Raw genomic sequence first — 22,711 nt, forward strand, 5'->3', positions numbered from 1 at the left:
CTACATCCGGAAGACGCCGAAACCGTCGGCGCCCTTCACCGGTCCGTTGTGGATCGCCGAGAGGCAGAGCCCGAGGACGGTCCGGGTGTCCCGGGGGTCGATCACCCCGTCGTCGTAGAGCCGGCCGGAGAGGAAGAGCGCGCCGGACTGCGACTCGATCTGCTGCTCGACCATCAAACGCATCGCCGCGTCGGAATCCTCGTCGTAGTCGCGCCCCCGGGCGGCAGCCGCCTGCCGGGCCACGATCGACAGCACCCCCGCGAGCTGCGCCGGGCCCATCACCGCCGACTTCGCGTTCGGCCAGGTGAACAGGAACCTCGGCTCGTACGCGCGGCCGCACATGCCGTAGTTGCCGGCGCCGTAGGAGGCGCCCATGTTCACCGTCAGGTGCGGCACCGTCGAGTTCGACACCGCGTTGACCATCAACGCGCCGTGCTTGATGATGCCGCGCTGCTCGTACTCGGTGCCGACCATGTAGCCGGTGGTGTTCTGCAAGAAGATCAACGGGGTGTCCGAGGCGTTCGCGAGCTGGATGAACTGGGCCGCCTTCTGAGCCTCCGCGCTGAACAGCACCCCCCGGGCGTTCGCCAGCACCCCCACCGGATATCCGTGCAGCTCGCCCCAACCGGTGACCAGCGCGTCCCCGTACGCCGGCTTGAACTCGTCGAAGTCGCTGCCGTCAAGTACCCGGGCCAGCACCTCGCGGGGGTCGAACGGCACCTTCAGGTCGGCGCTGGTGATGCCGAGCAGCTCCTCCGGGTCGTACTTCGGCGGCTGTGGCACCGCCGTCCGCGGCGACGGGCCCCGCTTGCGCCAGTTCAACCGGCGGACGCACTGCCGGGCCAGCCGGATGCCGTCCCGCTCGTCGACGGCCAGGTAGTCGGCGAGCCCGGACATGCTGGCGTGCATCGCCGCGCCACCCAGCGACTCGTCGTCGGTGACCTCGCCGGTCGCCATCTTCACCAGCGGCGGACCGGCCAGGTAGACCTGTGACCGGTCCCGAATCATGATCACGTGGTCGGACATCCCCGGCACGTACGCGCCACCGGCCGTGGCGTTGCCGAAAACCACGCTGACAGTGGGGATGCCGGCCGCCGAGAGCCGGGTGAGGTCACGGAACACCCGACCGCCGGGAATGAAGATCTCCGCCTGGGTGGGTAGGTCCGCCCCGGCCGACTCCACCAGATTGACCATGGGCAGCCGGTTGGCCAGGGCGATCTCGCCGGCCCGCCGGGTCTTCGCCAGTGACCACGGGTTGACAGCGCCGCCGCGTACCGTCGGGTCGTTGGCGACGATCAGGCACTCCACGCCCTCGACCACACCGATGCCGGTGACCACGCTGGCCCCGACCGGGAAGTCCGAGCCGTACGCGGCTACCGGCGACAACTCCAGGAACGGGCTGTCGGCGTCCACCAGCAGCTCGATCCGCTCCCGGGGGAGCAGTTTGCCGCGGGCGTGGTGCCGGCTCACGTACTTCTCGCCACCACCCGCCCGCGCCTGGTCCAGCGCGGTGTCCAACTCGGTCAACCGCTCCAGCAACGCGGCCCGGTTCGCCAGGTACGAGGGCGCGGACGGGTCGACCGTGCTGTCCAGTGTGGTCATAGGTCCATGCCTTTCGCGATGATCTCGTTCATGATCTCGGTGCTGCCGCCGCCGATGCCGAGGATCCGCGCGTCGCGGTAGTGCCGCTCCACCTCGGCGTCGCGCAGGTAGCCGAACCCGCCGTGCAGCTGCAACGCCTGGTCGACGACGTGGTCGCAGGCGGCCACCGCCACGTTCTTCGCCATCGCCACCTCGGTCACCACCGGCTCGCCGGCCGCTACCCGACCCGCGACCCAGTGCACGTACGACCGGGCGGCCTCGGCCCGGGTGTGCATCTCGGCCAACCGGTGCCGGATCAGCTGCCGGCTGGCCAGCGGACGCCCGAAGGTCTCCCGGTCCCGGCACCAGCGCACCGCCAACTCGACGCAGCGCTGCGCTGTCGCGTACGCCTGGGTCGCCAGCGACAGCCGTTCCGCGGCGAAATGCTGCATGATCGCCAGGAAGCCGGTGTTCTCCGCGCCGATCCGGTTGGCGACCGGCACCCGCACGTCGGCGAAGGACAGCTCGGCGGTGTCCGAGCAGTGCCAGCCCAGCTTCTCCAACCGGCGTCCCACTGTGAACCCGGGCGACCCCTTGTCGATGACCAGCAGGGTGAGTTCACCGCTGCCGGGGAAGTCGGTACACACCGCGGTGGTCACGAAGTCGGCCCGGTGCCCGCTGGTGATGTACGTCTTCGACCCGTTCACCACGTAGTGGTCGCCGTCGCGGCGGGCGGTGGTGCGGATCCCGGCCACGTCCGAACCGCCGTCCGGCTCGGTGATGGCCAGCGCGCCGATCATCGTGCCGGACAGAGTGGGCCGCACGTACCGCTCGATCAGGCTGTCATCGGCCGGTGACGCGGTCCCGCCGAGCCGGCCGCCCAGCGAGCCACCGGTGCGGGCACCGGCCGCCGCGACCATGTGCGGCAACGCGATCCCGTGCGTGAACAGGGCCGCCACCAGCCCCGACGAGCCGCCGGAGCGGATCAGCTCCTCGGTCACGATGATCGAGTCGAGCAGGTCCCCGCCGCTGCCACCCACCGACTCCGGAAAGCCGATGCCGAGCAGGCCGAGCTTCGCCGCGGTCGCGTGCAGCGCCCGAGGCACCTCACCGGCCCGCTCCCAGTCGTCCAGGTGCGGCAACACCTCCCGGGTCACGAACGCCCGGGTCAGCTCGCGCAGTTGCCGGCGCTCCGGGGTGTCCACGATGCTCATCGGGATGCCCCCGTCGGAAGGTCGGCCGGCAGGTCGACGACCCGGGCGCGCAGCAGCTCGCCGAGCGCCTTGGCCTGCGGGTCGAACCGGGTGGACGCGGCCACCCCGGCACCGAGCAGGCCCTCGATCACGAAGTTGACAGCCCGCAGGTTCGACAGCTCGTAGCGCCGCACCGACAACGGGGCGGTCTCCGGCACCAGCTCGGCCAGCCGGTCGACCGTCAACCAGGTCCGCAGCCACGTGTACCCGGCGTCAGTACGTGCCCAGACACCGAGGTTGGCGTCCCCGGCCTTGTCCCCGGAGCGTGCGCCGACCACATCGCCGAGCGCCCCGCGTCGGGTCGGGCCGTCGATGGCCGCCTCGCCACCCGGGGCCGATTCGTCCGGCGAGGTGGGGGAAGTGCGGGTTGGTGGGGCGATCGGCACCCGCTCGCCACCGGGCAGCACAGCGACGTGCGCCACCGCGTCCTGCGGCACCGCGTCGGCGGTGAAGACGCCGTACGGTGCCGCGTCACCGGGCAGTGTGGTCAGCGTGCAGCCCGGGTACGAGGCCAGGGCCAACTCCACAGCGGCGGCCGAGAACGCCCGCCCGGCCCGCGCCTTGTCACCGTCGCGCAGGTGTACGTGCAGCAGGGCGCTGGCCGCCTCGGTGTCGACGGCGTCCGGGTGGTCGGTCCGAGCGAGGGTGAACTCCAGCCCGTCCTTGCCCACCGCCTCCTCGACCTGCCCCCGGACCAGTGCGGCCTTCTCCTCGATCCGCAGACCGCACAGGACGAACGTCATCGAGTTGCGGAAGCCGCCGAGGTTGTTGACGCCCACCTTCAGCGTGGGCGGGGGCGGGGTGCCCCGCACCCCGGAGACCCGGACCCGGTCCGCCCCGTCGGGGTGCAGCGTCACTGTGTCCAGTCGGGTGACCACGTCCGGCCCGAGGTACGACGGCCCGCCGATCTCGTAGAGCAGTTGGGCGGTGACAGTTTCCACAGTGACCGCGCCGCCGGTGCCCGGATGCTTGGTGAGCACCGACGAGCCGTCGGGGTGCACCTCGGCGATCGGGAACCCGGGCCGGTGGCCGCCGTCGGGCAGCTCGGTGAAGAAGCTGAAGTTGCCGCCGGTGACCTGCGCGCCGCACTCGACGAGGTGCCCGGCGACGGTGGCCCCGGCCAGCTCGTCGAGGTCGTCGCGGCCCCACCCGTACCGGGCGATGGCCGGGCCGACCACCAGCGACGCGTCGGTGACCCGGCCGGTGACCACCACGTCCGCGCCCGCGTCGAGACAGGCGGCGATCCCGAACGCGCCGAGGTAGGCGTTCGCGCTCAACGCGTCCGGTCGCTGGATCGTGTCGCCCTCGACGTACCCGACCTGGGTCGGTAGCCCGAGCCGGTCGGCGAGCTTCCCGATGGCGGCGGCCAGGCCGGCCGGGTTCAGCCCGCCGGCGTTCGTCACGATCCGCACCCCTCGGTCGAGGGCGGTGCCGAGGCAGGTCTCCAGTTGCCGCAGGAACGTCTTCGCGTAGCCCAGGTCGGGGTCGCGCATCCGGTCCCGGGCCAGGATCAGCATGGTCAACTCGGCGAGGTAGTCGCCGGTCAGCACGTCCAGCTCACCGCCGTCGAGCATCTCCCGCCAGGCGGTGAACCGGTCGCCGTAGAAGCCGGAGGCGTTGCCGATGCGGATCATGCCCGTACCCCGATCCCGCCGACCGGCTGCCGGCCGTCACCCGGCGGCCCGGCGAAGGCCTGCGCCACGTCGAGCCACTCGTCGGCGACCGGCCCGGTGGCGACCAGAGCAAGGTCCGCGCGGTGCCGGCGTTGGGTGACCAGCAGGCAGAAGTCCCGAGCCGGTCCGGTGACCCGGTCGGCGGCGTCCGCCGGACCCCAGCTCCAGGTGTCGCCGCCGGGCCCGACCAGCTCGACCCGGACCGGCGCCGCGGGTGCCTCCCGGCCGTGCGCGGCGAAACCGTGCCCGAGGGTACGCACGCCCAGGTGCGCCACGTGCCGGAGTCGGTCGCTGTCGGGGCGGACCACGCCGAGGGCGTCGGCCACGTCCGCGCCGTGCGCCCAGGTCTCCATGATCCGGGCGGTGGCCATCGAGGTGGCCGACATCCGGGTGCCGTACCAGGGCAGTTTGCCGCCGGCCGGAACGGCGGCCAGTGCGTCGACGAGCGCGGTCCGCCCGGCCCGCCAACGGGCCAGCAACTCGGCCGGCGGGGCGAGGAATTCCTCGGCGCCGAGGTCGACGAGTCGGGTCACGTCCGGCGCGGTGGTGACCGTCGCGTAGAACGCCTCGGGATCGGTCGCGGCCAACAGCGCGACGTGGTCGGTCCAGGCGAGGTGGGCGATCTGATGCCCGATGCTCCAGCCCGGCGCGGGGGTCGGCCTCGCCCAGTCGACCACGGGCAGTGGCGCCACCAGGGCGTCCAGCTGGGCGGACTCGTCGGCCAGGTCGGTGAGCAGGTCGCTGAGGTCGACCATGGTGCCTCCGGTCGGTGGTGGCCGGTGCGGCCGGCGGTCAGGGCGTGAGCAGGGTGGCGAGCTGGCGCTTCCAGGTGGTCAGCAGGGCGGCCCGGCGGGCGGAGTCGTCGCTGAGCAGGTTGGCCACCCCGAGCCCACGGAGCAGGTCGAGCGTGGCCTGCACCGCTTCGCGGACACCGGGTCGACGCTCGTCGACACCGAGGAGGGCGACGGTGAGCCGGTGCATCTCCCGCCCGACCGTCGCCTCCAGCGGCACCAGGGCGTCCCGCAGCTCCCGATCGGTGCGGGCGGCGACCCAGAGCTCAAGCGCGGCCACGAACAGCGGCCCGGTGAACGCCACGGCGAGCAGGTCGACGACCCGGTCCAACCGCTGCGGGCCGGCCGGCAGCGCCTCGGCCTCGGTGCGCAACTCGTCGGCCCGGCGCTCGGCCAGATGGGCCACGGCGGCCGTCACCAGCGCCGCCTTCGTCGGGTAGTGGTGCAGCTGTGCCCCACGCGAGACACCGGCCCGCGCCGCGACGACTGTGGTCGTGGTGCCGGACCAGCCGTGCTCGATGAGGCAGTCGACGGTCGCCTCCAGCAGTCGGGCCTGGGTGGCGCGGCTGCGTTCCTGCTGGGGGACACGCGTCGATGCGGTGGGCACGGGAACAGCCTGCTGCCTACGAAACAAACAGTCAAGACTGACTTTTTTGTGACCCTGCCGGGGTGGATGCGCGCCCTCGCCTGAACCCGCTGCATTCGCGGCACCGTGGCACGCGCTGAAGGCTCGCTATGGAGCTGATGCCGTTAACGAATCACCCGTCGACCTGATCAGTCGATCGGGTCCTGCTGATGTCGCAAACGATTCAGCTCCAAAGGGACCCTGACCCACGGTCCCCGGCTGCCACCCCCCGGCTGCCACCCTCGGCTGCCATCCGGGGTTGCCGGCTCAGCGGCCGTCGCGGGGGCCGAAGACGGTCAGCGCGTCCGCGTCGCTGTGCTGGGAGCGCAGATACTCGTCGGCCCAGGCGGCAGCGTCGGGGAAAGCCGACTCGGCCACCACCCGCGCGCAGGCCGCGTCCACGTCGAAGACGGTGCGGCGTAGCTGGACGCCCGGCCCGAGCAGCGCCCACCACGCGCCCGCGCCCCCGTACGGCATGCCGATGCTGCCCGGATTGACCACCAGGCGCCGATCGACCAGCCGGGTGAAGGGCATGTGCGTGTGGCCGCAGACCACCGTGGCAACCTCGGCGGGAAGACCGTCGAACACCTCCGCCCAGCGCGCCATGCGGGAGTCGACGAGCACGACCTCCTCGTCGTCGCGCGGCGTCGCGTGGCAGAACAGCGTCCGCCCAAGGCCGTCGATGTCCAGCGTCGCCGTCGTCGGCAGTTCGGCGAGCCGGGCCACCTGGTCGTCGCGAAGCTGCCCGGCGGCCCAGTTCGACACCTCGATCGACGCCGGGCGACCGGCCCGGGCCTCGACCAGTTCGCGCTCGCAGTTGCCGCCGACCCAGCACACCCGGTCACCCAGGCCGGCGAGCACGTCCAGCACCTCGACCGGTTGCGGGCCGGCGGCGATGTCACCGGTGAGCACGATCAGATCGGCGGCGGCCACGTCCGGCTCGGCCAGGACGGCCTCCAGCGCCGGCAGGACGCCGTGGATGTCGGAGAGCACCGCAACACGATTCACCATGGCCCCACCCTCACCGCTGACATCCATCGAGGCCAGCGATTCTGCGCCAGGCAGACGCAGACGTCCCCGCCTGCGGCCGGTGACGGCAGGCGGGGACGCGTTGTACTGCTCAGACGCGGGCGCGGCGGGCCAGGCGCTCCGGGTCCAGGATGATGATGCTCTTGCCGTCCAACCGCAGCCAGCCGCGCGAGGCGAAGTCGGCCAGCGCCTTGTTGACGGTCTCCCGGGAGGCGCCGACGAGCTGGGCGATTTCCTCCTGGGTGAGGTCGTGGGTCACCCGCAGAACGCCGCCGTCGCGGGTGCCGAAGCGGCCCGCCATCTGGAGCAGGTTCTTGGCGACCCGACCCGGCACGTCCGTGAAGATCAGGTCGGCGAGCGAGTCGTTGGTCCGACGCAGCCGCCGGGCGAGCACCCGCAGCAGCTGCTCGGCGATCTCTGGGCGGTTGTTGAGCCACGGCCGCAGCGCCTGCTTACGCAGCCGCACCAGCCGGGTGTCGGTCACCGCGGTGGCGGTCGCCGTACGCGGACCCGGGTCGAAGAGCGACAGCTCACCGACCATGTCCGACGGCCCCATCACCGCGATGAGGTTCTGCCGGCCGTCCGCTGCGCGGCGACCAACCTTGATCTTCCCGGACAGCAGGATGTAGAGGCTGTCACCGGGCTCGCCCTCATTGAAGACGATCTCGCCCTTGCGGACCTCGATCGTCTCCATCTCCTTGGCAAGCGCCTCGGCAGCTTCCGGGTCAACACCCTGGAAGATCCCGCTGCGGGCCAGTACCTCGTCCATTGCGCACCTCCGGTTGCGCGTGCCGTCCGTCGGCCGGGGCCGCCGTCCGCTGATCCCCTCGCGCGCCGCCAAGTCTAGGCGCACGTGAGCACGAATCAGAGGTCGCCCCTGGAATCTTGATCGGTGGGCGTAACCTGCCCGACGTGCTGAGCGAGCCGACTCTGACCAGCCGCGCCGAGGACGGGCGGCACGTACCGCTGCTCGTCTGGCGTGCGGACGTGCCCCTGCGGGCGGCCAGCAGTGCCCCGCTGGGCGGTGGCATCGGGGTCCGGCGGTGGGTGTTGAACGCGACGGTCCCGATGTCGTACGACCGGGAGGACCCCGCGGCGCACCTGGCCTCGCTTGCCGCCGAGCTGGCCCTCGACGGGCCCGGGATCGGCCTGCTGACCGGCGTCGATGTGGCCGAGGTGGTGGCGCGTAGCGACGCCGGGGTGCGGGCCTGGGCGACGGTCGGGCTCGGCACACCGGTGCCCGCTGCCGCGCCGACGCCGGCCGCGCTCGGCCCACGCGTCGGCACTGTCAACATCGTGGTGTACGTGCCGGCGCGACTCGCCGACTCCGCGCTGGTCAACGCGGTGTCCACCGCGACCGAGGCGAAGACCCAGGCGATCGCCGAGCTGGGGTTGCCGGGGACCGGCACGCCCACCGACGCGGTCACGGTGCTCTGCCCGGTGGACGGGCCGGAGTCCGCGTACGGCGGGCCGCGCTCCACCTGGGGCGCCCCGCTCGCCCGAGCGGTGCACGCGGCGGTGCTCGCCGGTGGTTCCCGGCCGGTCGTGCCGTGGTCCGACCAGCTCAGGGGCGCAAAGTCCAACCGATCGGCTGTCGTTGGCGCGTTTAACGACCGGTAGGGTCGCGGGCGATGTATGCTCCCGCCCCCCTCGCGTCCCGCCCGCGCCGCCGCGTCGCCCTCGGCCTCGCCGCGCTGCTGGCCGCCCTCCTCGTGGCCGGCTGTGCCGACCCCGGTGGTGAGGCACCCGTCTGGCAGCCCGGCGCTGGAGGTGGTGGCACCGGCGCGCCGGTCTCCACGACCGGCCCGAAGGCCACCGGGCCCGCGTCGTCCGGTCAGGGTGGCGCGATCTCGCTCTCCGCCACCGGCGACATCATCATGGGCAACGCGCCCAGTCGGCTGCCCGCCGCCGGCGGCAAGGGCTTCTTCAACTCGGTCACCGACGCGCTGAAGGCCGACCTGGTGATGGGCAACCTGGAGGAGCCGCTGACTGTCGACACGGGCACCGGCAAGTGCGGGGCGAACTCCACCCGCTGCTTCCAGTTCCGCGCTCCGCCGGAGTACGCCGCCCACCTGCGTGACGCCGGCTTCGACGTGCTCAACCAGGCCAACAACCATGGCTACGACTACGGGCCCAAGGGCTACGAGAACACCCAGAAGGCGCTGAAGAAGTACGACCTGGAGCACACCGGCGCGCCGAACGAGATCACCGTGGTGGAGGTCAAGGGCGTCAAGGTCGCCGTCGCCGGCTTCTCGTCGTACGTCTGGTCCAACAGCCTCGTTGACATCGACAAGGCCAAGGCGGTGGTCGCCAAGGCCGCCACCATGGCCGACCTGGTCGTGGTGCAGGTGCACATGGGTGGTGAGGGTGTCGACAAGACCCGGGTGAAGCCGGGCACCGAGATGTTCCTGGGCGAGAACCGGGGCGACCCGGTGAAGTTCTCGCACGCGATGATCGACGCTGGTGCCGACCTGATCGTCGGGCACGGCCCGCACGTGTTGCGCGGGATGGAGTTCTACAAGGGGCGCCTGATCGCGTACAGCCTGGGCAACTTCGCCGGCGGCGGCAACTCGCTGAGCAACGACGGTCGCCTCGGCTGGGGCGGGGTGCTGAAGGTGTCGCTCAAGCCGGACGGCAGCTGGGCCGGCGGCTCGTTCACCTCCACGTACATGAACTCCGCCGGCAAGCCGACCATGGACCCGGACGACCGGGGCCTGGGCCTGGTCACCGAGTTGAGTCGCGCCGACTTCCCGAAGGGCGGCGCTCGCCTCGACGGGCAGGGGAAGATCACGGCGCCGACCGCCGGCTGACCCGACGGGGAACGTCCGGGGTGCGACGTAGGCTGACCGTCGTGACCAGTAGCCCTCCCGGTGCCAGCGAGACCGATCTCGGGCGCAAACGCCGTGCTCGCAAGATCGGCCGGGCGCTGGCCGAGACGCATCCCGACGCGCATTGTGAGCTGGACCACTCCAATGCCCTGGAGTTGGCCGTCGCCACGATCCTGTCCGCCCAGTGCACGGACAAGAAGGTCAACGAGGTCACCCCGAAGCTCTTCGCCCGCTACCCGAGCGCTGCCGCGTACGCCGGCGCCGACCGGGGCGAGATGGAGGAGTTGATCCGGCCCACCGGCTTCTACCGCAACAAGACCGACTCACTGCTCAAGCTCGGTCAGGCCCTTCTCGACCGGTACGACGGCAGGGTCCCGGGGCGGCTCGTCGACCTGGTGACGCTCCCGGGCATCGGCCGCAAGACCGCCAACGTGATCCTGGGCAACGCCTTCGACGTCCCGGGCATCACCGTCGACACGCACTTCCAGCGGCTGGTCCACCGGTGGCGGCTGACCACCGAGACCGACCCGGTCAAGATCGAGCACGCGATCGGCGCGCTGTACGACAAGCGCGACTGGACCATGCTCTCGCACCGGATCATCTTCCACGGAAGACGGGTCTGCCACGCCCGCAAGCCGGCCTGCGGCGCCTGCACGCTCGCGAAGCTCTGCCCTTCGTACGGCACCGGCCCGACCGAACCGGCCGCTGCCGCCAAACTGCTCAAGGGCCCTCGGGCGCGCGACCTCGCCGTGGCTGCCGGGGTCGACCCGGACCTGGTGCCCGCGCAGGCGGTCGCTGCGGAGGTGCCGTGAACCGCCGCCTCGCCCTCGCCGTCCTGCCGCTGCTGCTGGCGATCACCGGTTGCACCAGCGGCACTGCCGACGAGCCAGCCCCCCGCCCGGCCGCCGCTGAGCGACCATCGCCGTTCCGGGACTGTTCGACGCTGAGCACTGCGCCCACGGCACCGTCGCCCGGCTCCGGCACCGCGGCCCCGGTAACGGCGATTCCGCCGTCGCCCGGCTCGGGTGCGACGGCCTCCGGTACGCCTGGCACGACGGCCCCCGCCGTTGGCGGGTCGGCGCTGCCGGAGCTGACGCTCTCCTGCTTCACCGGCGGTGCCCCCGTCGTGCTGCGGGAGGTGGCCGGGCCGGCGGTGATCAACGTGTGGGCCTCCTGGTGCCCGCCGTGCCGCAAGGAGCTGCCCGCCTTCCAACGCCTCAGCGAGCGCGCCACCGGTCAGCTCCAGGTAATCGGGGTCAACAGTCGGGACAGCCGGGGCGGCGCCCAGTCCATCGGTGAGGACTTCGGCGTCCGGTTCCCGATCCTGGTGGATCAGGGCGAGGCGCTACAGCGCGAGCTGAAGCGCAACGCCATTCCACTGACCCTCTTCGTCGACGGCGACGGTCAGGTCCGGCACATCGACGCCAGCGGCGCTCTCGACGACACCAAGCTCGCCGAGCTGGTCCGCCAGCACCTCGGCCTGGCGGTGCCGGCGTGACCCGTCGGCCACCCGGATGGATCGATCCGTTGCTGACCCGGCTGGGCACCGCCCGCGCCGAGGACTTCACCCGGCTGACCACGCCGACCGAGGGCGGTCGGGAGAGCGCCGTGCTGGTGCTGCTCGGCGAGCAGCCCGGCGCGGGTCCCGACGTGCTGGTCCTGCAACGCGCCGCCACCCTGCGCAACCACGCCGGCCAGCCCGCCTTTCCCGGGGGTGCGGCCGACCCGGAGGACGCCGACGTCCGCGCCACCGCCCTGCGCGAGGCGAACGAGGAGGTCGGCCTCGACCCGACCAGCGTGACAGTGCTGGCCGAGCTGCCGAAACTGTGGATCCCGGTCAGCGAGTTCGTGGTCACGCCGGTGCTGGCCTGGTGGCACGACCCGCACCCGGTGCACCCACGGGAGCCGGCCGAGGTGGCACACGTCGCCCGCCTGCCCGTCAGCGAGCTGGTCGACCCGGCCAACCGACTGCGGGTCCGGCACCCGAGCGGCTGGATCGGGCCGGCGTTCTCGGCGCGCGGGATGCTCGTCTGGGGCTTCACCGCCGGGGTGCTCGCCACCCTGCTCGAGATGGGCGGCTGGGCCCGCCCGTGGTCGCTCGACCGGGTGGTGGAGCTTCCGCCGACCCGGGCGACACCGGCCCCGTCCGCCGGCACCGACGAGGCTGACGAGAACGCCCTGCGCTGACCGCGCGGTCACCATCCGCAAGCGATGGTCATCCGGCGGGCACACTGCCCGTACGCTTGACCCGTGTCCGTCGTGGATCTCGTCCTGCTGCTGCTCATGCTCGTGTTCGCGATCAGCGGATACCGCCAGGGTTTCGTCATCGGCGTCACGTCGTTGTCCGGCTTCTTCCTGGGTCTGCTGCTGGGTCTCCAGCTCGGGCCGCTGTTCGCCAGACAGTTCGTGGACGCCGGCACCCGTGTGCTGATCTCGCTGGTGGCCATCTTCGGGCTGGCAGTGGTCGGGCAGGCACTCGCCGGTTGGCTCGGCTCGCACCTGCGCAAGACGATCACCAGCGACGTGGGCAAACGGGCCGACGACGTCGGTGGGGCGCTCGTCTCGCTGTTCGCGGTGCTCCTGCTCGCCTGGCTGGTCGCCGTGCCGCTCGGCTCGTCCTCGGTGCCCTGGCTCGCCGCCTCGGTCCGCAACAGCGCGTTGATCACGGTGGTCAACCAGGTCCTACCGGAGCAGGCCCACCAGCTGTCCACGGCGCTGGAGGACACCGTCGACACCGACGGGTTCCCGGACGTCTTCGGTGACCTCGCGCCCACCCGGGCCCGGCAGGTCGACCCACCGGACCCGGCACTGGCCGGCTCGCAGGTGGTGGTCAGCGGTCGGCAGTCGGTCGTAAAGGTGCTCGGCTCCGCGCCCAGCTGCTCACGCCGGATCGAGGGTTCCGGCTTCGTGTACGCGGACGACCGGGTGATGACCAACGCGCACGTGGTGGCCGGCACCCGTTCGGTCGCCGTGGAGCTGGGCGGCGAGCGGTACGACGGCAAGGTTGTGGTCTACGACCCGAGCCGGGATCTGGCGGTGCTGCTCGTGCCTGGGCTGCCCGGGCCGTCCCTGCGGTTCGCCGCCGGCAACGCGGGCAGTGGCTCCGATGCGATAGTGCTCGGCTTCCCGCTCGACGGCCCGTACAACGCGCAGTCGGCGCGGGTCCGGGACGTCGACCGGATCAAGGGCCCGGACATCTACTCGTCCAACGAGGTGACCCGGGAGATCTACACGATCCGGGCGCTGGTCCGCAGCGGCAACTCGGGGGGCCCGCTGCTCTCCGCCAACGGCCTGGTGCTCGGTGTGATCTTCGCGGCGGCGTCCGACGACCCGAACACCGGCTTCGCCGTGACGGCGGCCGAGGCCCGCCCGGTGGCGTTGGCCGGTGCCGAACGCAACAGGCAGGTCGGCACCGGCGAGTGCACCTGAGCGTCGCCGCGAGGTCGGCTCAGCCTTGAGCCGGGGCGGGACGCCTGACGGCCGGTAGCTTCGCCCGGCCCCACCGCAGCCCCCGGTCCAGCACGGCACGGGCCATGATCGCGACGCACGTGCCGCCGTTGACGAAGGACGCCACCACGTCGCTCGGGTGGTGCATGCCCCGGTACATCCGGGTCAGCGCCACGCCCAGCGGCACCATCAGCAGCAGCGTCCACCAGGCGACCTTCGCGCCGGTGCTCCGTGCCCGCAGCGCCAGCAGCACGGCGATGCCGACGTAGAGCGCCACCGCCGCCGAGGTGTGCCCGGACGGGAAGCTCGACGTGGGTGGCGAGACGTCCATGTGCTCCACCGCCGGCCGCCGTCGGTCGATCGCCAGCGTGGTCAGAAGGAACACCAGTGCCTGGGCGGTCACCGCCGCGCACAGGAACAGCGGCTCGCGCCAGCGCTTCAGCCAGAGCCGTAGCGCCAACGCCACCAGCACTGTGACCACGACGATCATCTGGGTGCTGGCCAGCGTGCTGAACACCAGCGAGACGTTGTTCCAGCCGCCGGTGCGGTCGGCGGCCAACTCTCGGTTCACCGCGTCCTCGACGGTGAACGGCCAGGTACGGGCGAACACCCGGGTGACCAGCACCCCGAGCAGCACCATGAGCCCCAGCAGGAGGGACACCGGCAGCAGCACCCGCCGGAGGATCTGGACCACGGTCTCGGACATGGGTCGCCCAGTACCCGGCCGAGCTCGTCGTCACTCCTCAGGCCGCTCCCGGGTGCCGCTCGACCTCGGGAGCAACGCCATCGCGGGTCGGCCGGACCGGCCGAAGACCGGTGTGTGCCCGCCAACTGGTGAACGCGGCGGTGGTGGCAGCGACCACCGCCACACCGAGCAACCATCCACCCACCACGTCGCTGGTGAAGTGCACGCCCAGCGTCACCCTGCTCAGCCCGGTCACCACTGTGAGCAGGACCGCCGCCACCCAGAGCGCGGCCCGCTCCACCCCGCGCCGGGCGTAGGGCAGGAGCACCAGCAGCAGCACCCCGGCGACCAGGGTGGCGTTCAGCGCGTGCCCGGAGGGGAACGAGTAGCCGGCGGCCCGGGCCACCGGGTCCAGCAACTCCGGCCGGTCCCGGCCGACCAGCAACTTGAGCAGCGGACCGACCAACCCGCCGACGACCATCGTGGTGGCCGCCCAGAGGGCCAGCCGGCGGGCTCCCCGGCGCAGCAACCAGACCACCAGGAGCAGGACCACGGCGCGCAGTGGCATCGGTGCGAACACCTCGGTCCAGCCTCGCATCAGCGCGACCCAGGCCGGATGATCCTGGGCGTAGCCGTGCAGCGCGTCGGTGACCGCCGCGTCCAGCCGGTGCAGCGGCGCCCAGGTACCGAGCACCAGCAGGGTGAGCAGCGCGAACGGCACCAGCACCAGGAACGCCGCTGTCGCGGCGAGAGTGAGCCGCAGACCCAGCGCATGGTCCGGGTCGAATCGGCGGCGCCGCCAGGACGGCTGGCCGGTGGGAGCGAGGGTGGGCGGCCGGTGCGTACTCATGGGTCCGTTCTACCCGGCCGGGCAGCCGCTCAGGCCTGCCGGCCGGTCGCGATCAACGGGGCCGCTGACGCAACCGGCGCACCATCAGGGCCGCACCGCCGACCAGAGCGACGAGGAGCACGACAACGACCCACATCTGCTCCGGCGCTGACGTGTCCTGACCGCCCGCCGCCCGAGCCGTCCACCGGCTCTGCTGACCGGATGCGGCGAGACCGAGTGGATCGGCGCCCGCGCCGGCCACCGGATCGTCATCGACCGAGCCGGGCGCCGGACCGAAACCGGTCACGCCCGGCGACGTCTGGTCGTCCAACGGGTTGGCGGTCACCGGCGGCACCTGAGCGGTCAACGCGGCGACCGGGTCGACCACCCCGTACCCGAAGCGGTCGTCCCGCCCGGTCGGGCCCAGGTCCCGGGCGGTGGCCAACAACCGGTTGACCACCTCACCGGCGGGCATCTGCGGATAGCGGGACCGGACCAGCGCGGCGGTCGCCGCCACCAGTGGCGCGGCGAAGCTGGTGCCCTGCACCCGCCAGTACCCGCCTGGAGGCTTGGCGCCGACCAGGCCGCTGGCGGGAGCGGTGAGCACGGTCGCCCGGCCGGTGATCGAGCCGGACCACAGGTTGTCGCTGCTGCGTTCGAGACCGGACACCGCGATCACACCCGGCTCCCGAGCCGGGTACCAGACCTTGGTGCTGGTGGAGGTGGCCAGGTTGCCGGTGCAGGCGACCACGACCACGTCCCGGACGAACGCGTAGTCCAGAGCGGCGGCCAGGGCCGGGCTGTCACCGCTGCCGCCCAGCGACAGGTTGATCACACGCGCGCCGTTGTCGACCGCCCAGCGGACCCCCTGGGCGACGATCAGCGCGTCGTCGTAACGGTTCTCCTCGTCCAGCACGCGGACCGGCAGGATCCGGGCGTCCGGTGCGAGGCCGACCACGCCCCGCTTGTCGTCGTTGCGCCCGGCGATCAGGCCGGCGACGGTGGTGCCGTGACCCACCGGATCCGGGCCCGGGGCACCACCGGGGCCGACCAGGTCCTTGCCAGGAAGCACCTGACCAACCAGGTCGGGGTGGTTGCCGTCCACTCCGGAGTCGACCACCGCCACTGTCACGCCCCGGCCGGTCGAGCTGCGCCACGCCGTTTCGGCCTGCAACTCGTCGAGCTGCCACTGCTCGTCGCGGACCTGGTCGGTGCGGGCGACGGCGTCACCGGGGGCGAACGCCATCGGCGCGCCGGCGAGCTGTCCACCGTTCGTGGGCGCGGCGACCGGCACGACTGCCGCGGTCGGAGCCACGACGGCAAGCGCCGCGGCCACGCCGAGCAGCGCCCTGCTGGTCGCTCGTCGGGCCGCCGACGGACCGCTGTGCCGCACCCCAGTCACATACCCAGCCATTCATCCCGACGGAACCATGACGATCGGAGATTACCGGTTTCCCCACCCGTCACGGGAAGAACCGGCGAGTCAGGTCATTGCGGCGGCAGTTGTGCCAGCTGAACAAGGCGTACGCCCTCCCGTCGGGTGACCAGCCGACCACGCCCCGGCGGCAGCGGTCCGGGTCGCACCGACCCGACGAGTGCGCCCTCCTCGGGGCTGCCCGCCATCACCAGGCCGGCCGTGGACAGCTCCCGCAGGCGCTGCACGATCGGCTCGTACTGGGCCCGGCTCGCCCCACCGGACCGGCGGGCCAGCACCAGGTGCAGCCCGATGTCCCGGGCGTGCGGCAGATGCTCCTCCAGTGCGCGTAACGGGTTCGCCGGCCCCGCCGCCACCAGGTCGTAGTCGTCCACCAGCACGAACAGCTCCGGCCCGGACCACCAGGACCGGTCCCGCAACTGCTGCGGGGTGACCTCCGGCCCGGGAGCCCGCCGCTCCAGGTACCCGGCGGCCGACTCGACCAGGTCGGCGGTGTGAGCCGCCGCGGTGCCGTACCCGATCAGGTGTGGCGTCTCGATGGCACCGAGCAGGCTGCGCCGGTAGTCGACGAGGATCACCCGGGCCTGCTCGGGAGTGAACCGGGTGATGATCGACGTGGCCAGCGCGCGCAGGAACGACGACTTGCCGCACTCCGAATCCCCGAAGACCACGAAGTGCGGCTCGGTGGCGAAGTCGATCGACACCGGGCGCAGGTCCGCCTCCGCGATCCCGATCGGCAACCGCAGCCCGGTCGTCGAGGTGAGGTCCAGATCGGCGTACGGCAGCACCGGCGGGAGCAGCCGCACCCGGGGCGCCCGAGCACCCGCCCACCCGTCGGCGGCCCTCTTGACCAGGTCGGCGGTGTCTCCGCCGGCGGTACCGAGCTGCGGCAGCGCGGTGAGGAAGTGCAGGCCCTCAGCGGTCACCCCTCGGCCGGAGCGCTCCGGCACGTTGGCGGCCGCACGCCGGGCCACCAACGAGTCGGCCGGGTCACCGAGGCGCAGCTCCAGCCGGGAGCCGAACAGGTCCCGGATCGCCGGGCGGAAATCCAGCCAGCGCAGCCCGGTGGCGACCACGTGCAGCCCGTACGACAGGCCCCGGGTGGCCAGGTCGGTGACGAGTGGCTCCAGGTCGTCGTACTCGCCGCGGATGGTGGTCCACCCGTCGATCACCAGGAACACGTCGCCGTACGGGTCGGTGCCCGGCTGGCCCACCGTCCCCGCTGCCGCTCGACGCTGCCGGTACGCGGCCATCGACTCCACGCCCAGCTCGGCGAAGCGGCGTTCCCGGTCGACCAGCAGGGTGGTCATCTCGCCGACGGTGCGTCGTACGGCGGTCGGGTCGGCGCGGCCGGTCACCCCGCCGACGTGCGGAAGGTCGCGCAGCGCGGCCAACCCGCCGCCGCCGAAGTCGAGACAGTAGACCTGCACCTCGGCCGGTGTGTGGGTGAGCGCCAGCGCGCAGATCAGCGTGCGCAGGGCGGTGGACTTGCCGCTCTGCGGCGCGCCGACCACCGCGACGTGGCCGGCAGCGCCGTCCAGCGCCAGCCAGAGCAGGTCCCGGCGCTGCTCCAATGGTTTGTCCACCACCGCCATCGGCACACCGAGTGCCCCGTGCAGCTCAGGGTTGCCCACTGTCAGCCCGCGTTTCGGGTGCACCTCCACCGGACCGAGCAGCTCATCCAGGGCGGGCGGCTGGCCGAGCGGCGGAAGCCAGACCTGGTGCGCCGGCGGGCCCTGCCCGACGAGCCGGTCCACCAGCAGGTCGAGCAGCGTCCTGGTGCCCTCCTCCTCCGCCACGACGGGCAGGGCCGGGGTCGCCGGCTCGGGTACCGGTACGACGTGGGTGGTGAAGGTGAGCAGCCGCGCGCCTCCCTCGGTGGCGACGCCGCCCGGCGCGGCCCGACGGCGGACGGCACCGGAGACGTACGCGGCCTTGAAGCGGGCCAGCGGGTCGGTGCCGGCACGCAGGTAGCCGTGGCCCGGTGAGCGGGGCAGCTCGTGCGCGTCCGCCACGCCGAGCACCGTCCGGGACTCCAGCGCCGAGAAGGTGCGCAACCCGATCCGGTAGGAGAGGTGGGTGTCCAACCCACGGAGCCGGCCCTCCTCCAGGCGCTGGCTGGCGAGCAGCAGGTGCACGCCGAGCGACCGACCCAGCCGGCCGATCTGCACGAAGAGGTCGATGAAGTCGGGCTTGGCGGAGAGCAGCTCCGAGAATTCGTCGCAGATCAGCAGCAACGACGGCAGCGGGGCGAGGGGACTGCCGGCCGCCCGGGCCCGCTCGTAGTCGCGCACGCTGGCGAAGTTGCCGGCCCTCCGCAGCAGCTCCTGGCGGCGGACCAACTCCCCGTTGATCGCGTCCACCATGCGATCGACAAGGGGCAACGCGTCGGCCAGGTTGGTGATCACGGCCGCGGTGTGCGGCAGCCGGTCGAACGAGGTGAAGGTGGCGCCACCCTTGAAGTCGACGAGCACGAAGTTGAGCTGCTCGGAGCTGTGCGTGGCGGCGAGCCCCAGCACCAGCGTGCGGAGCAGCTCGGACTTGCCGGAGCCGGTCGCCCCGATGAGCAGGCCGTGCGGGCCCATGCCGTCCTGGGCGGACTCCTTGAGGTCCAGCTCGATGGCGCCGCCGTCCGCGCCCACACCGATCGGCACCCGCAACCGGTCCCGTGCCGAGCGCGGCAACCAGCCCTGTTCCGCGCTGAAGCTCTCCGGGTCACCGAGGCCGAGCAGCTCGGGGAGGCCCAGGTCGGCCTGGAGTGGGGAGTCCGGCCCGCGGGCCGCGCCGGCGAGCCGTAGCGGTGCCAACCGTCGGGCGACCGCCTCGGCGTCGGCCAGGTCCAACTGGTCGGCGGTGCCCACCTCGGCGTGCCCGTCGGACGACCGCGAGTGCAGCCGCCGGCCGTGCAACTCCAGCAGCAGCGCGTACCGGTCCAGCAGTCGGGGCGGCGGGGTGTCCAGGTCCAGCACTGTGACCGCGTCGATGCCGCCGTCGCCGGTCAGGTCACTGGCACCGGTCAGGTCGCCGCCGTCGAGGACCACCACCACGTGCTGGCCGTCGGTGGCCGGGCCGGCCGGGCTGAACCGGGACCGGGTGGCCAGCACGTCGGCCAGCAGCGACTCCAATTCGGCGGCCGAGCTGGTGACCAGGCGTACCGGGCCGAGCGCGTCGGCGCGGCCGGGATGGTGGGCGTGCGGAAGCCACTTCACCCACTCCCAGCAGGCGCGGCGCTCCGGCCCGGCACAGACCGCGACGAGCAGCTCGTCGGGGGCGTGGAAGACGGCCAACTGGGTCAGCACGGCCCGGACCAGCGCCTGCGCCGCCGGGTCGCCGGTGGGTGGCCCGCCGGTGGTCGGGGTGGTCGCGGCCCGGCCACGGGCGGCGGAACGCACGTGCACCCGGGCGAAGCTGCGCAGCGACAGCGCCACCGGCAGGTCCGGCACCACTGAGTACGCGTCCAGGAAGCGGCGCAGCGCGCCGGCGGTCATCGGCTCGAGCTCCTCCAGCGGTCGGGTGACCGGTGGGACCAGTGGGGTGGCCAGGGTCTGCGGCCCGACGGCGACCCGCACCACGGCGAAATCGGGGTCGGCGGGGCGTCGTTCCCAGACCCGGTGGCTGTCCACCGTCGACCAGAGCCGGCCCGGATCCGGGTGCCGGTAGTAGAGCCCGGCCCGTTGCTGGCCCGCGGTGCGCCGTACCCGCCGCCGCAGTGTGGCCAGGTGGCGCAGGTACTCCCTGCGGGCGGCCATCATCTCGGACTTCTTCGGGGTGCCGGAGGCGCTGCCCCAGGACGTCACCAGCATCGCCAACGAGGAGAGCCCGAACATGCCGCCCACCACGTACGAGTAGGCGCCGCCGCCCCGGCCGAACATCATCGCCATCGCCACAGTGCCGCCGAGCATGGGCAGCAGCATGAGCAGTTGCTGCCACCGCCCGCCGGTCACCACGGGGATCTCCGGTGGCGCGTCGACCGACAGCTCACCGGCGGGGATCTCCGGCGCTGGTCGGCGCGGTGGGCGCTTGATGACGACGGTGGACACTCGGCCTCCTGACAGCGCTGGGTAACCCGAGCCTGGCTCATGGTAGGTAAAGTCCTGTCGTCCGCGCAGCCTCCGATCCCAGTCGATATGGAGACCAGTCGATGACTACCGGGCTGGCACGCGTCACCATCAGCGCGCCGCAACGACGGGTGGACGTCGCCCTGCCGGAGCAGGTGCCCCTGGCTGAGCTGCTGCCCGACGTGCTCCGGCACGCCGGTGTCGGGCTCGCCGACGACGGCGAGCAGCACGGCGGTTGGGTCCTCCGCCGCACCGACGGGGCGCTGCTGGTGACCGCACAGGCGCTGCTGCCGCAGGGGGTCCGCGACGGTGAGGTGCTGCACCTCGTGCCGGCCCGCGCGCACTGGCCCGAGTTGGAGTACGACGACGTCATCGAGGCCATCGCCGACGGTGCTCGCCGCCGCGGCGGCGCCTGGTCGCCGACCGCCACCCGGGCAGCCGGTCTGGCGGGTGCCGCCGTACCGCTCGCGGTCGGACTGCTCGCGCTGGTCGCCGGCGGTCCGACGCACCGGGCCGGCTGGCTGGCGGCCGCCGCGGTGGCGCTGGTGCTCACTGTGGCCGGCACGGTGGCCTCCCGCGCCAACGGCGACGGCACCGCCGGGGCGACGCTCGGCGGCTACGCGCTGCCCTACGCGTTCACGGCCGGTGCCCTGGCCGTCGGCTCCGGTGATCCGGTCGGGCCGATCGGGCCGGCCCGCTGGGTGGGCGCTCCCGAACTGTTGGCCGGCTCGGTCGCGCTGCTGCTGGTGGCGTTGATCGGTCTCCTCGGAGTGGCCAGTCGGCTGCGGGTCTTCGTGGCCGGCGTCACTGTCGGCCTGATCGGCGCGGGGGCCGCGCTCGGTGGGCTGCTGACGACCACTGCCGGTACGGCGGCGGTGCTGCTCAGCGCACTGGTCTTCGCCGTCGGCGTCATCCCGCTGCTGGCCATCCGGCTGGGCAAGCTGCCGCTGCCGCCGATCACCCTGCCGGCCGCCGCCCCCGCTGAGGAGCCGGAGCGGGTCCGGGATCTGCCGGACCGGGGCCGGGTGCTCGCGGCGGTGATCCGCACCGAGGAGATGCTCACCGGGATGCTGATCGGCCACGCGTTGCTGGTGGTGGCCACAGCGGTCGTCCTCGTGGTCGCCGGTGGCACGGCGGGCCGGGTGCTGGTGGCGGTCACCTCGGCTGTGCTGCTGCTGCGGTCGCGGCTGTTCGTGGCGCTGCGACACCGGGTGCCGACGGTGCTCGCCGGGCTGGCCGGCTACGCGGCGCTCGGTGCCGTGCTGGTCGGTCGGGCCGACGAGACAGGGCGACTGGTGCTGGTTCTGGGCGGGGCGGCGCTGGCCCTGGTGGCGGTCGCCAGCGGCACCGGGTACGCCCGCCGGCCGGTCTCGCCGTACCTCGGGAGGGTCGCGGACCTCACCGACACGGCCCTGGTGGTCGCCGTGGTGCCGATCGCCTGCGCGGTGCTCGACCTGTACGACAGGGCCCGAGGGTTGCTCGGTTGAGCGACCCTCGGGCCCTGTGCGTCAGCGGTCGTCAGTGCATGGATTCGCCGCGCGCCTCGGCGTCGCGGGCCCGCTTGTAGGAGGCGTGGATCTCGGCCTCGGCCTCGGTGCGGCCGACCCAGGTCGCGCCCTCCACCGACTTGCCGGGCTCCAGGTCCTTGTAAACCTCGAAGAAGTGCTGGATCTCCAGGCGGTCGAACTCGCCCAGGTGGTGGATGTCGCGCAGGTGCTCCTGGCGAGGGTCCTCGTAGGGCACGCAGAGGACCTTGTCGTCCCCGCCCTTCTCGTCGGTCATCCGGAACATGCCGATGGTGCGGCAGCGGATCAGACAGCCCGGGAAGGTCGGCTCGGGGACCAGCACGAGGGCGTCCAGCGGGTCGCCGTCCTCGCCCAGGGTGCCCTCGATGAACCCGTAGTCGGCCGGGTACTGGGTGGAGGTGAAGAGGGTGCGGTCCAACCGGATCCGGCCGGTCTTGTGGTCCACCTCGTACTTGTTCCGGTGACCTTTGGGGATCTCAACCGTCACGTCGAAATCCATCTGCACGCTCCCTCGTCTGCCCACGCTGGCTAACGGAACCACTGGCGGCCCTCCGGACAGGTGAATGCCCACCCGCCGACTCCGGCCGCCGCATAGTCTTCGGACCGAAGTAGTGTCACCCAAGCCGATTTTCGCTGGGGGAGGAGGGGGTCGTGGGGAGGGAAGATTCACACTACCGCCCGGATGGGGGCTCCGCGCACGGTACCGGACGATCCGGCTCCGGCAGTGCCAAGGGGCGGGTCCCGGTGCCGGAGGCGCACCTCCCACGGGCTCCCGAAGTAACGACCCCGGCACCGGAGACGGTGCCCGAGCGGCCCCCGCCGCTGCCCTGGCGCCCACCGGTGGGGCCGGCATCGCCCGCCCCGAACGCGGGTCGGTTCCCGGTAGCCGGTGGTGACCAACCGGTGAGCGGCCCGCCACGCGGCAGTGCCACGGTCCCGGTGAGCCCTGCG

The 22,711-nt window shown here is 72.6% G+C and carries 19 protein-coding genes; 7 read left to right on the forward strand and 12 right to left on the reverse strand.

All coding sequences use genetic code 11. From position 1 onward, the window contains the following. The 7 genes from ACGF3C_RS05925 to ACGF3C_RS05955 form a co-directional block, all read right to left on the reverse strand. Positions 1 to 1,602 (reverse strand): acyl-CoA carboxylase subunit beta, encoded by a 1,602-nt coding sequence (locus ACGF3C_RS05925; RefSeq protein ID WP_393219250.1) that lies wholly within the window; start codon positions 1,600 to 1,602, stop codon positions 1 to 3. Further along, on the reverse strand, positions 1,599 to 2,795 hold the full coding sequence (locus ACGF3C_RS05930; RefSeq protein ID WP_393219253.1) for an acyl-CoA dehydrogenase family protein: 1,197 nt from the start codon (positions 2,793 to 2,795) through the stop codon (positions 1,599 to 1,601). The genes ACGF3C_RS05925 and ACGF3C_RS05930 overlap by 4 nt, the downstream gene beginning before the upstream one ends. Then, on the reverse strand, positions 2,792 to 4,468 hold the full coding sequence (locus ACGF3C_RS05935) for an acyclic terpene utilization AtuA family protein (protein ID WP_393219256.1): 1,677 nt from the start codon (positions 4,466 to 4,468) through the stop codon (positions 2,792 to 2,794). The genes ACGF3C_RS05930 and ACGF3C_RS05935 overlap by 4 nt, the downstream gene beginning before the upstream one ends. Beyond that, on the reverse strand, positions 4,465 to 5,262 hold the full coding sequence (locus tag ACGF3C_RS05940) for a TIGR03084 family metal-binding protein (RefSeq protein WP_393219259.1): 798 nt from the start codon (positions 5,260 to 5,262) through the stop codon (positions 4,465 to 4,467). Before ACGF3C_RS05940 ends, ACGF3C_RS05935 begins: the two co-directional genes overlap by 4 nt. Before the next feature lie 37 nt (positions 5,263 to 5,299). Continuing rightward, positions 5,300 to 5,905 (reverse strand): TetR/AcrR family transcriptional regulator, encoded by a 606-nt coding sequence (locus ACGF3C_RS05945; protein WP_091403316.1) that lies wholly within the window; start codon positions 5,903 to 5,905, stop codon positions 5,300 to 5,302. A 285-nt stretch (positions 5,906 to 6,190) separates the two neighbouring features. Next, a complete protein-coding gene (locus ACGF3C_RS05950; protein WP_357228773.1) occupies positions 6,191 to 6,934 on the reverse strand; it encodes a metallophosphoesterase family protein in 744 nt (247 codons plus the stop codon). 109 nt (positions 6,935 to 7,043) lie between these two features. Further along, positions 7,044 to 7,721, reverse strand: coding sequence for a Crp/Fnr family transcriptional regulator (locus ACGF3C_RS05955; protein WP_007466162.1), 678 nt, complete (start codon positions 7,719 to 7,721; stop codon positions 7,044 to 7,046). Positions 7,722 to 7,864: 143 nt separating this feature from the next. Here ACGF3C_RS05955 and ACGF3C_RS05960 point away from each other — a divergent pair, with 143 nt between their 5' ends. From ACGF3C_RS05960 to ACGF3C_RS05985, 6 genes are all read left to right on the forward strand, one after another. Next, positions 7,865 to 8,572, forward strand: a complete 708-nt coding sequence (locus tag ACGF3C_RS05960) for an adenosylcobinamide amidohydrolase (protein ID WP_357228775.1) — start codon at positions 7,865 to 7,867, stop codon at positions 8,570 to 8,572. A gap of 11 nt (positions 8,573 to 8,583) precedes the next feature. Next, positions 8,584 to 9,762: a CapA family protein gene (locus tag ACGF3C_RS05965; RefSeq protein WP_357228778.1), complete on the forward strand. Its 1,179-nt coding sequence runs from the start codon at positions 8,584 to 8,586 to the stop codon at positions 9,760 to 9,762. A gap of 41 nt (positions 9,763 to 9,803) precedes the next feature. Further along, positions 9,804 to 10,592, forward strand: a complete 789-nt coding sequence (gene nth, locus ACGF3C_RS05970; protein WP_393219265.1) for an endonuclease III — start codon at positions 9,804 to 9,806, stop codon at positions 10,590 to 10,592. Further along, positions 10,589 to 11,278, forward strand: coding sequence for a redoxin family protein (locus ACGF3C_RS05975; protein WP_357228779.1), 690 nt, complete (start codon positions 10,589 to 10,591; stop codon positions 11,276 to 11,278). The genes nth and ACGF3C_RS05975 overlap by 4 nt, the downstream gene beginning before the upstream one ends. Continuing rightward, complete coding sequence (locus ACGF3C_RS05980) at positions 11,275 to 11,967, forward strand: NUDIX hydrolase (protein WP_393219269.1); 693 nt, start codon at positions 11,275 to 11,277, stop codon at positions 11,965 to 11,967. Before ACGF3C_RS05975 ends, ACGF3C_RS05980 begins: the two co-directional genes overlap by 4 nt. A 63-nt stretch (positions 11,968 to 12,030) precedes the next feature. Continuing rightward, positions 12,031 to 13,209 (forward strand): MarP family serine protease, encoded by a 1,179-nt coding sequence (locus tag ACGF3C_RS05985; RefSeq protein WP_355005978.1) that lies wholly within the window; start codon positions 12,031 to 12,033, stop codon positions 13,207 to 13,209. A gap of 19 nt (positions 13,210 to 13,228) precedes the next feature. Here ACGF3C_RS05985 and ACGF3C_RS05990 read toward each other — a convergent pair whose 3' ends face one another. The 4 genes from ACGF3C_RS05990 to eccCa all read right to left on the reverse strand — a co-directional run bounded on the left by ACGF3C_RS05990 (position 13,229) and on the right by eccCa (position 20,216). After that, positions 13,229 to 13,933: a phosphatase PAP2 family protein gene (locus ACGF3C_RS05990; protein ID WP_393219273.1), complete on the reverse strand. Its 705-nt coding sequence runs from the start codon at positions 13,931 to 13,933 to the stop codon at positions 13,229 to 13,231. A 37-nt stretch (positions 13,934 to 13,970) separates the two neighbouring features. After that, the gene (locus tag ACGF3C_RS05995) at positions 13,971 to 14,762 is read right to left on the reverse strand and encodes a phosphatase PAP2 family protein (protein WP_393219276.1); all 792 of its coding nucleotides are present in this window, start codon (positions 14,760 to 14,762) and stop codon (positions 13,971 to 13,973) included. 52 nt (positions 14,763 to 14,814) lie between these two features. Next, positions 14,815 to 16,155 (reverse strand): type VII secretion-associated serine protease mycosin, encoded by a 1,341-nt coding sequence (gene mycP / locus ACGF3C_RS06000; protein ID WP_393219279.1) that lies wholly within the window; start codon positions 16,153 to 16,155, stop codon positions 14,815 to 14,817. 74 nt (positions 16,156 to 16,229) lie between these two features. Next, on the reverse strand, positions 16,230 to 20,216 hold the full coding sequence (eccCa, locus tag ACGF3C_RS06005; RefSeq protein ID WP_393219282.1) for a type VII secretion protein EccCa: 3,987 nt from the start codon (positions 20,214 to 20,216) through the stop codon (positions 16,230 to 16,232). A 101-nt stretch (positions 20,217 to 20,317) separates the two neighbouring features. On the opposite strand from eccCa, the gene eccD reads away from it, so the two are divergent. Then, a complete protein-coding gene (gene eccD, locus ACGF3C_RS06010; protein WP_393219285.1) occupies positions 20,318 to 21,721 on the forward strand; it encodes a type VII secretion integral membrane protein EccD in 1,404 nt (467 codons plus the stop codon). A 31-nt stretch (positions 21,722 to 21,752) separates the two neighbouring features. Here eccD and ACGF3C_RS06015 read toward each other — a convergent pair whose 3' ends face one another. Further along, positions 21,753 to 22,259: an inorganic diphosphatase gene (locus ACGF3C_RS06015; protein WP_099849144.1), complete on the reverse strand. Its 507-nt coding sequence runs from the start codon at positions 22,257 to 22,259 to the stop codon at positions 21,753 to 21,755. Between the last annotated feature and the right edge of the window lie 452 nt (positions 22,260 to 22,711).

The organism is Micromonospora sp. NPDC047762, from assembly GCF_043204655.1.
Taxonomy (GTDB): Bacteria; Actinomycetota; Actinomycetes; order Mycobacteriales; family Micromonosporaceae; genus Micromonospora.

Bases quoted from the DNA above. Each gene is read 5' to 3' on its own strand.
- ACGF3C_RS05925 (WP_393219250.1), bottom strand. From the start codon at position 1,602: ATGACCACACTGGACAGCACGGTCGACCCGTCCGCGCCCTCGTACCTG.
- ACGF3C_RS05930 (WP_393219253.1), bottom strand. From the start codon at position 2,795: ATGAGCATCGTGGACACCCCGGAGCGCCGGCAACTGCGCGAGCTGACC.
- ACGF3C_RS05935 (WP_393219256.1), bottom strand. From the start codon at position 4,468: ATGATCCGCATCGGCAACGCCTCCGGCTTCTACGGCGACCGGTTCACC.
- ACGF3C_RS05940 (WP_393219259.1), bottom strand. From the start codon at position 5,262: ATGGTCGACCTCAGCGACCTGCTCACCGACCTGGCCGACGAGTCCGCC.
- ACGF3C_RS05950 (WP_357228773.1), bottom strand. From the start codon at position 6,934: ATGGTGAATCGTGTTGCGGTGCTCTCCGACATCCACGGCGTCCTGCCG.
- ACGF3C_RS05955 (WP_007466162.1), bottom strand. From the start codon at position 7,721: ATGGACGAGGTACTGGCCCGCAGCGGGATCTTCCAGGGTGTTGACCCG.
- ACGF3C_RS05965 (WP_357228778.1), top strand. From the start codon at position 8,584: ATGTATGCTCCCGCCCCCCTCGCGTCCCGCCCGCGCCGCCGCGTCGCC.
- ACGF3C_RS05990 (WP_393219273.1), bottom strand. From the start codon at position 13,933: ATGTCCGAGACCGTGGTCCAGATCCTCCGGCGGGTGCTGCTGCCGGTG.
- ACGF3C_RS05995 (WP_393219276.1), bottom strand. From the start codon at position 14,762: ATGAGTACGCACCGGCCGCCCACCCTCGCTCCCACCGGCCAGCCGTCC.
- mycP (WP_393219279.1), bottom strand. From the start codon at position 16,155: ATGGCTGGGTATGTGACTGGGGTGCGGCACAGCGGTCCGTCGGCGGCC.
- eccD (WP_393219285.1), top strand. From the start codon at position 20,318: ATGACTACCGGGCTGGCACGCGTCACCATCAGCGCGCCGCAACGACGG.
- ACGF3C_RS06015 (WP_099849144.1), bottom strand. From the start codon at position 22,259: ATGGATTTCGACGTGACGGTTGAGATCCCCAAAGGTCACCGGAACAAG.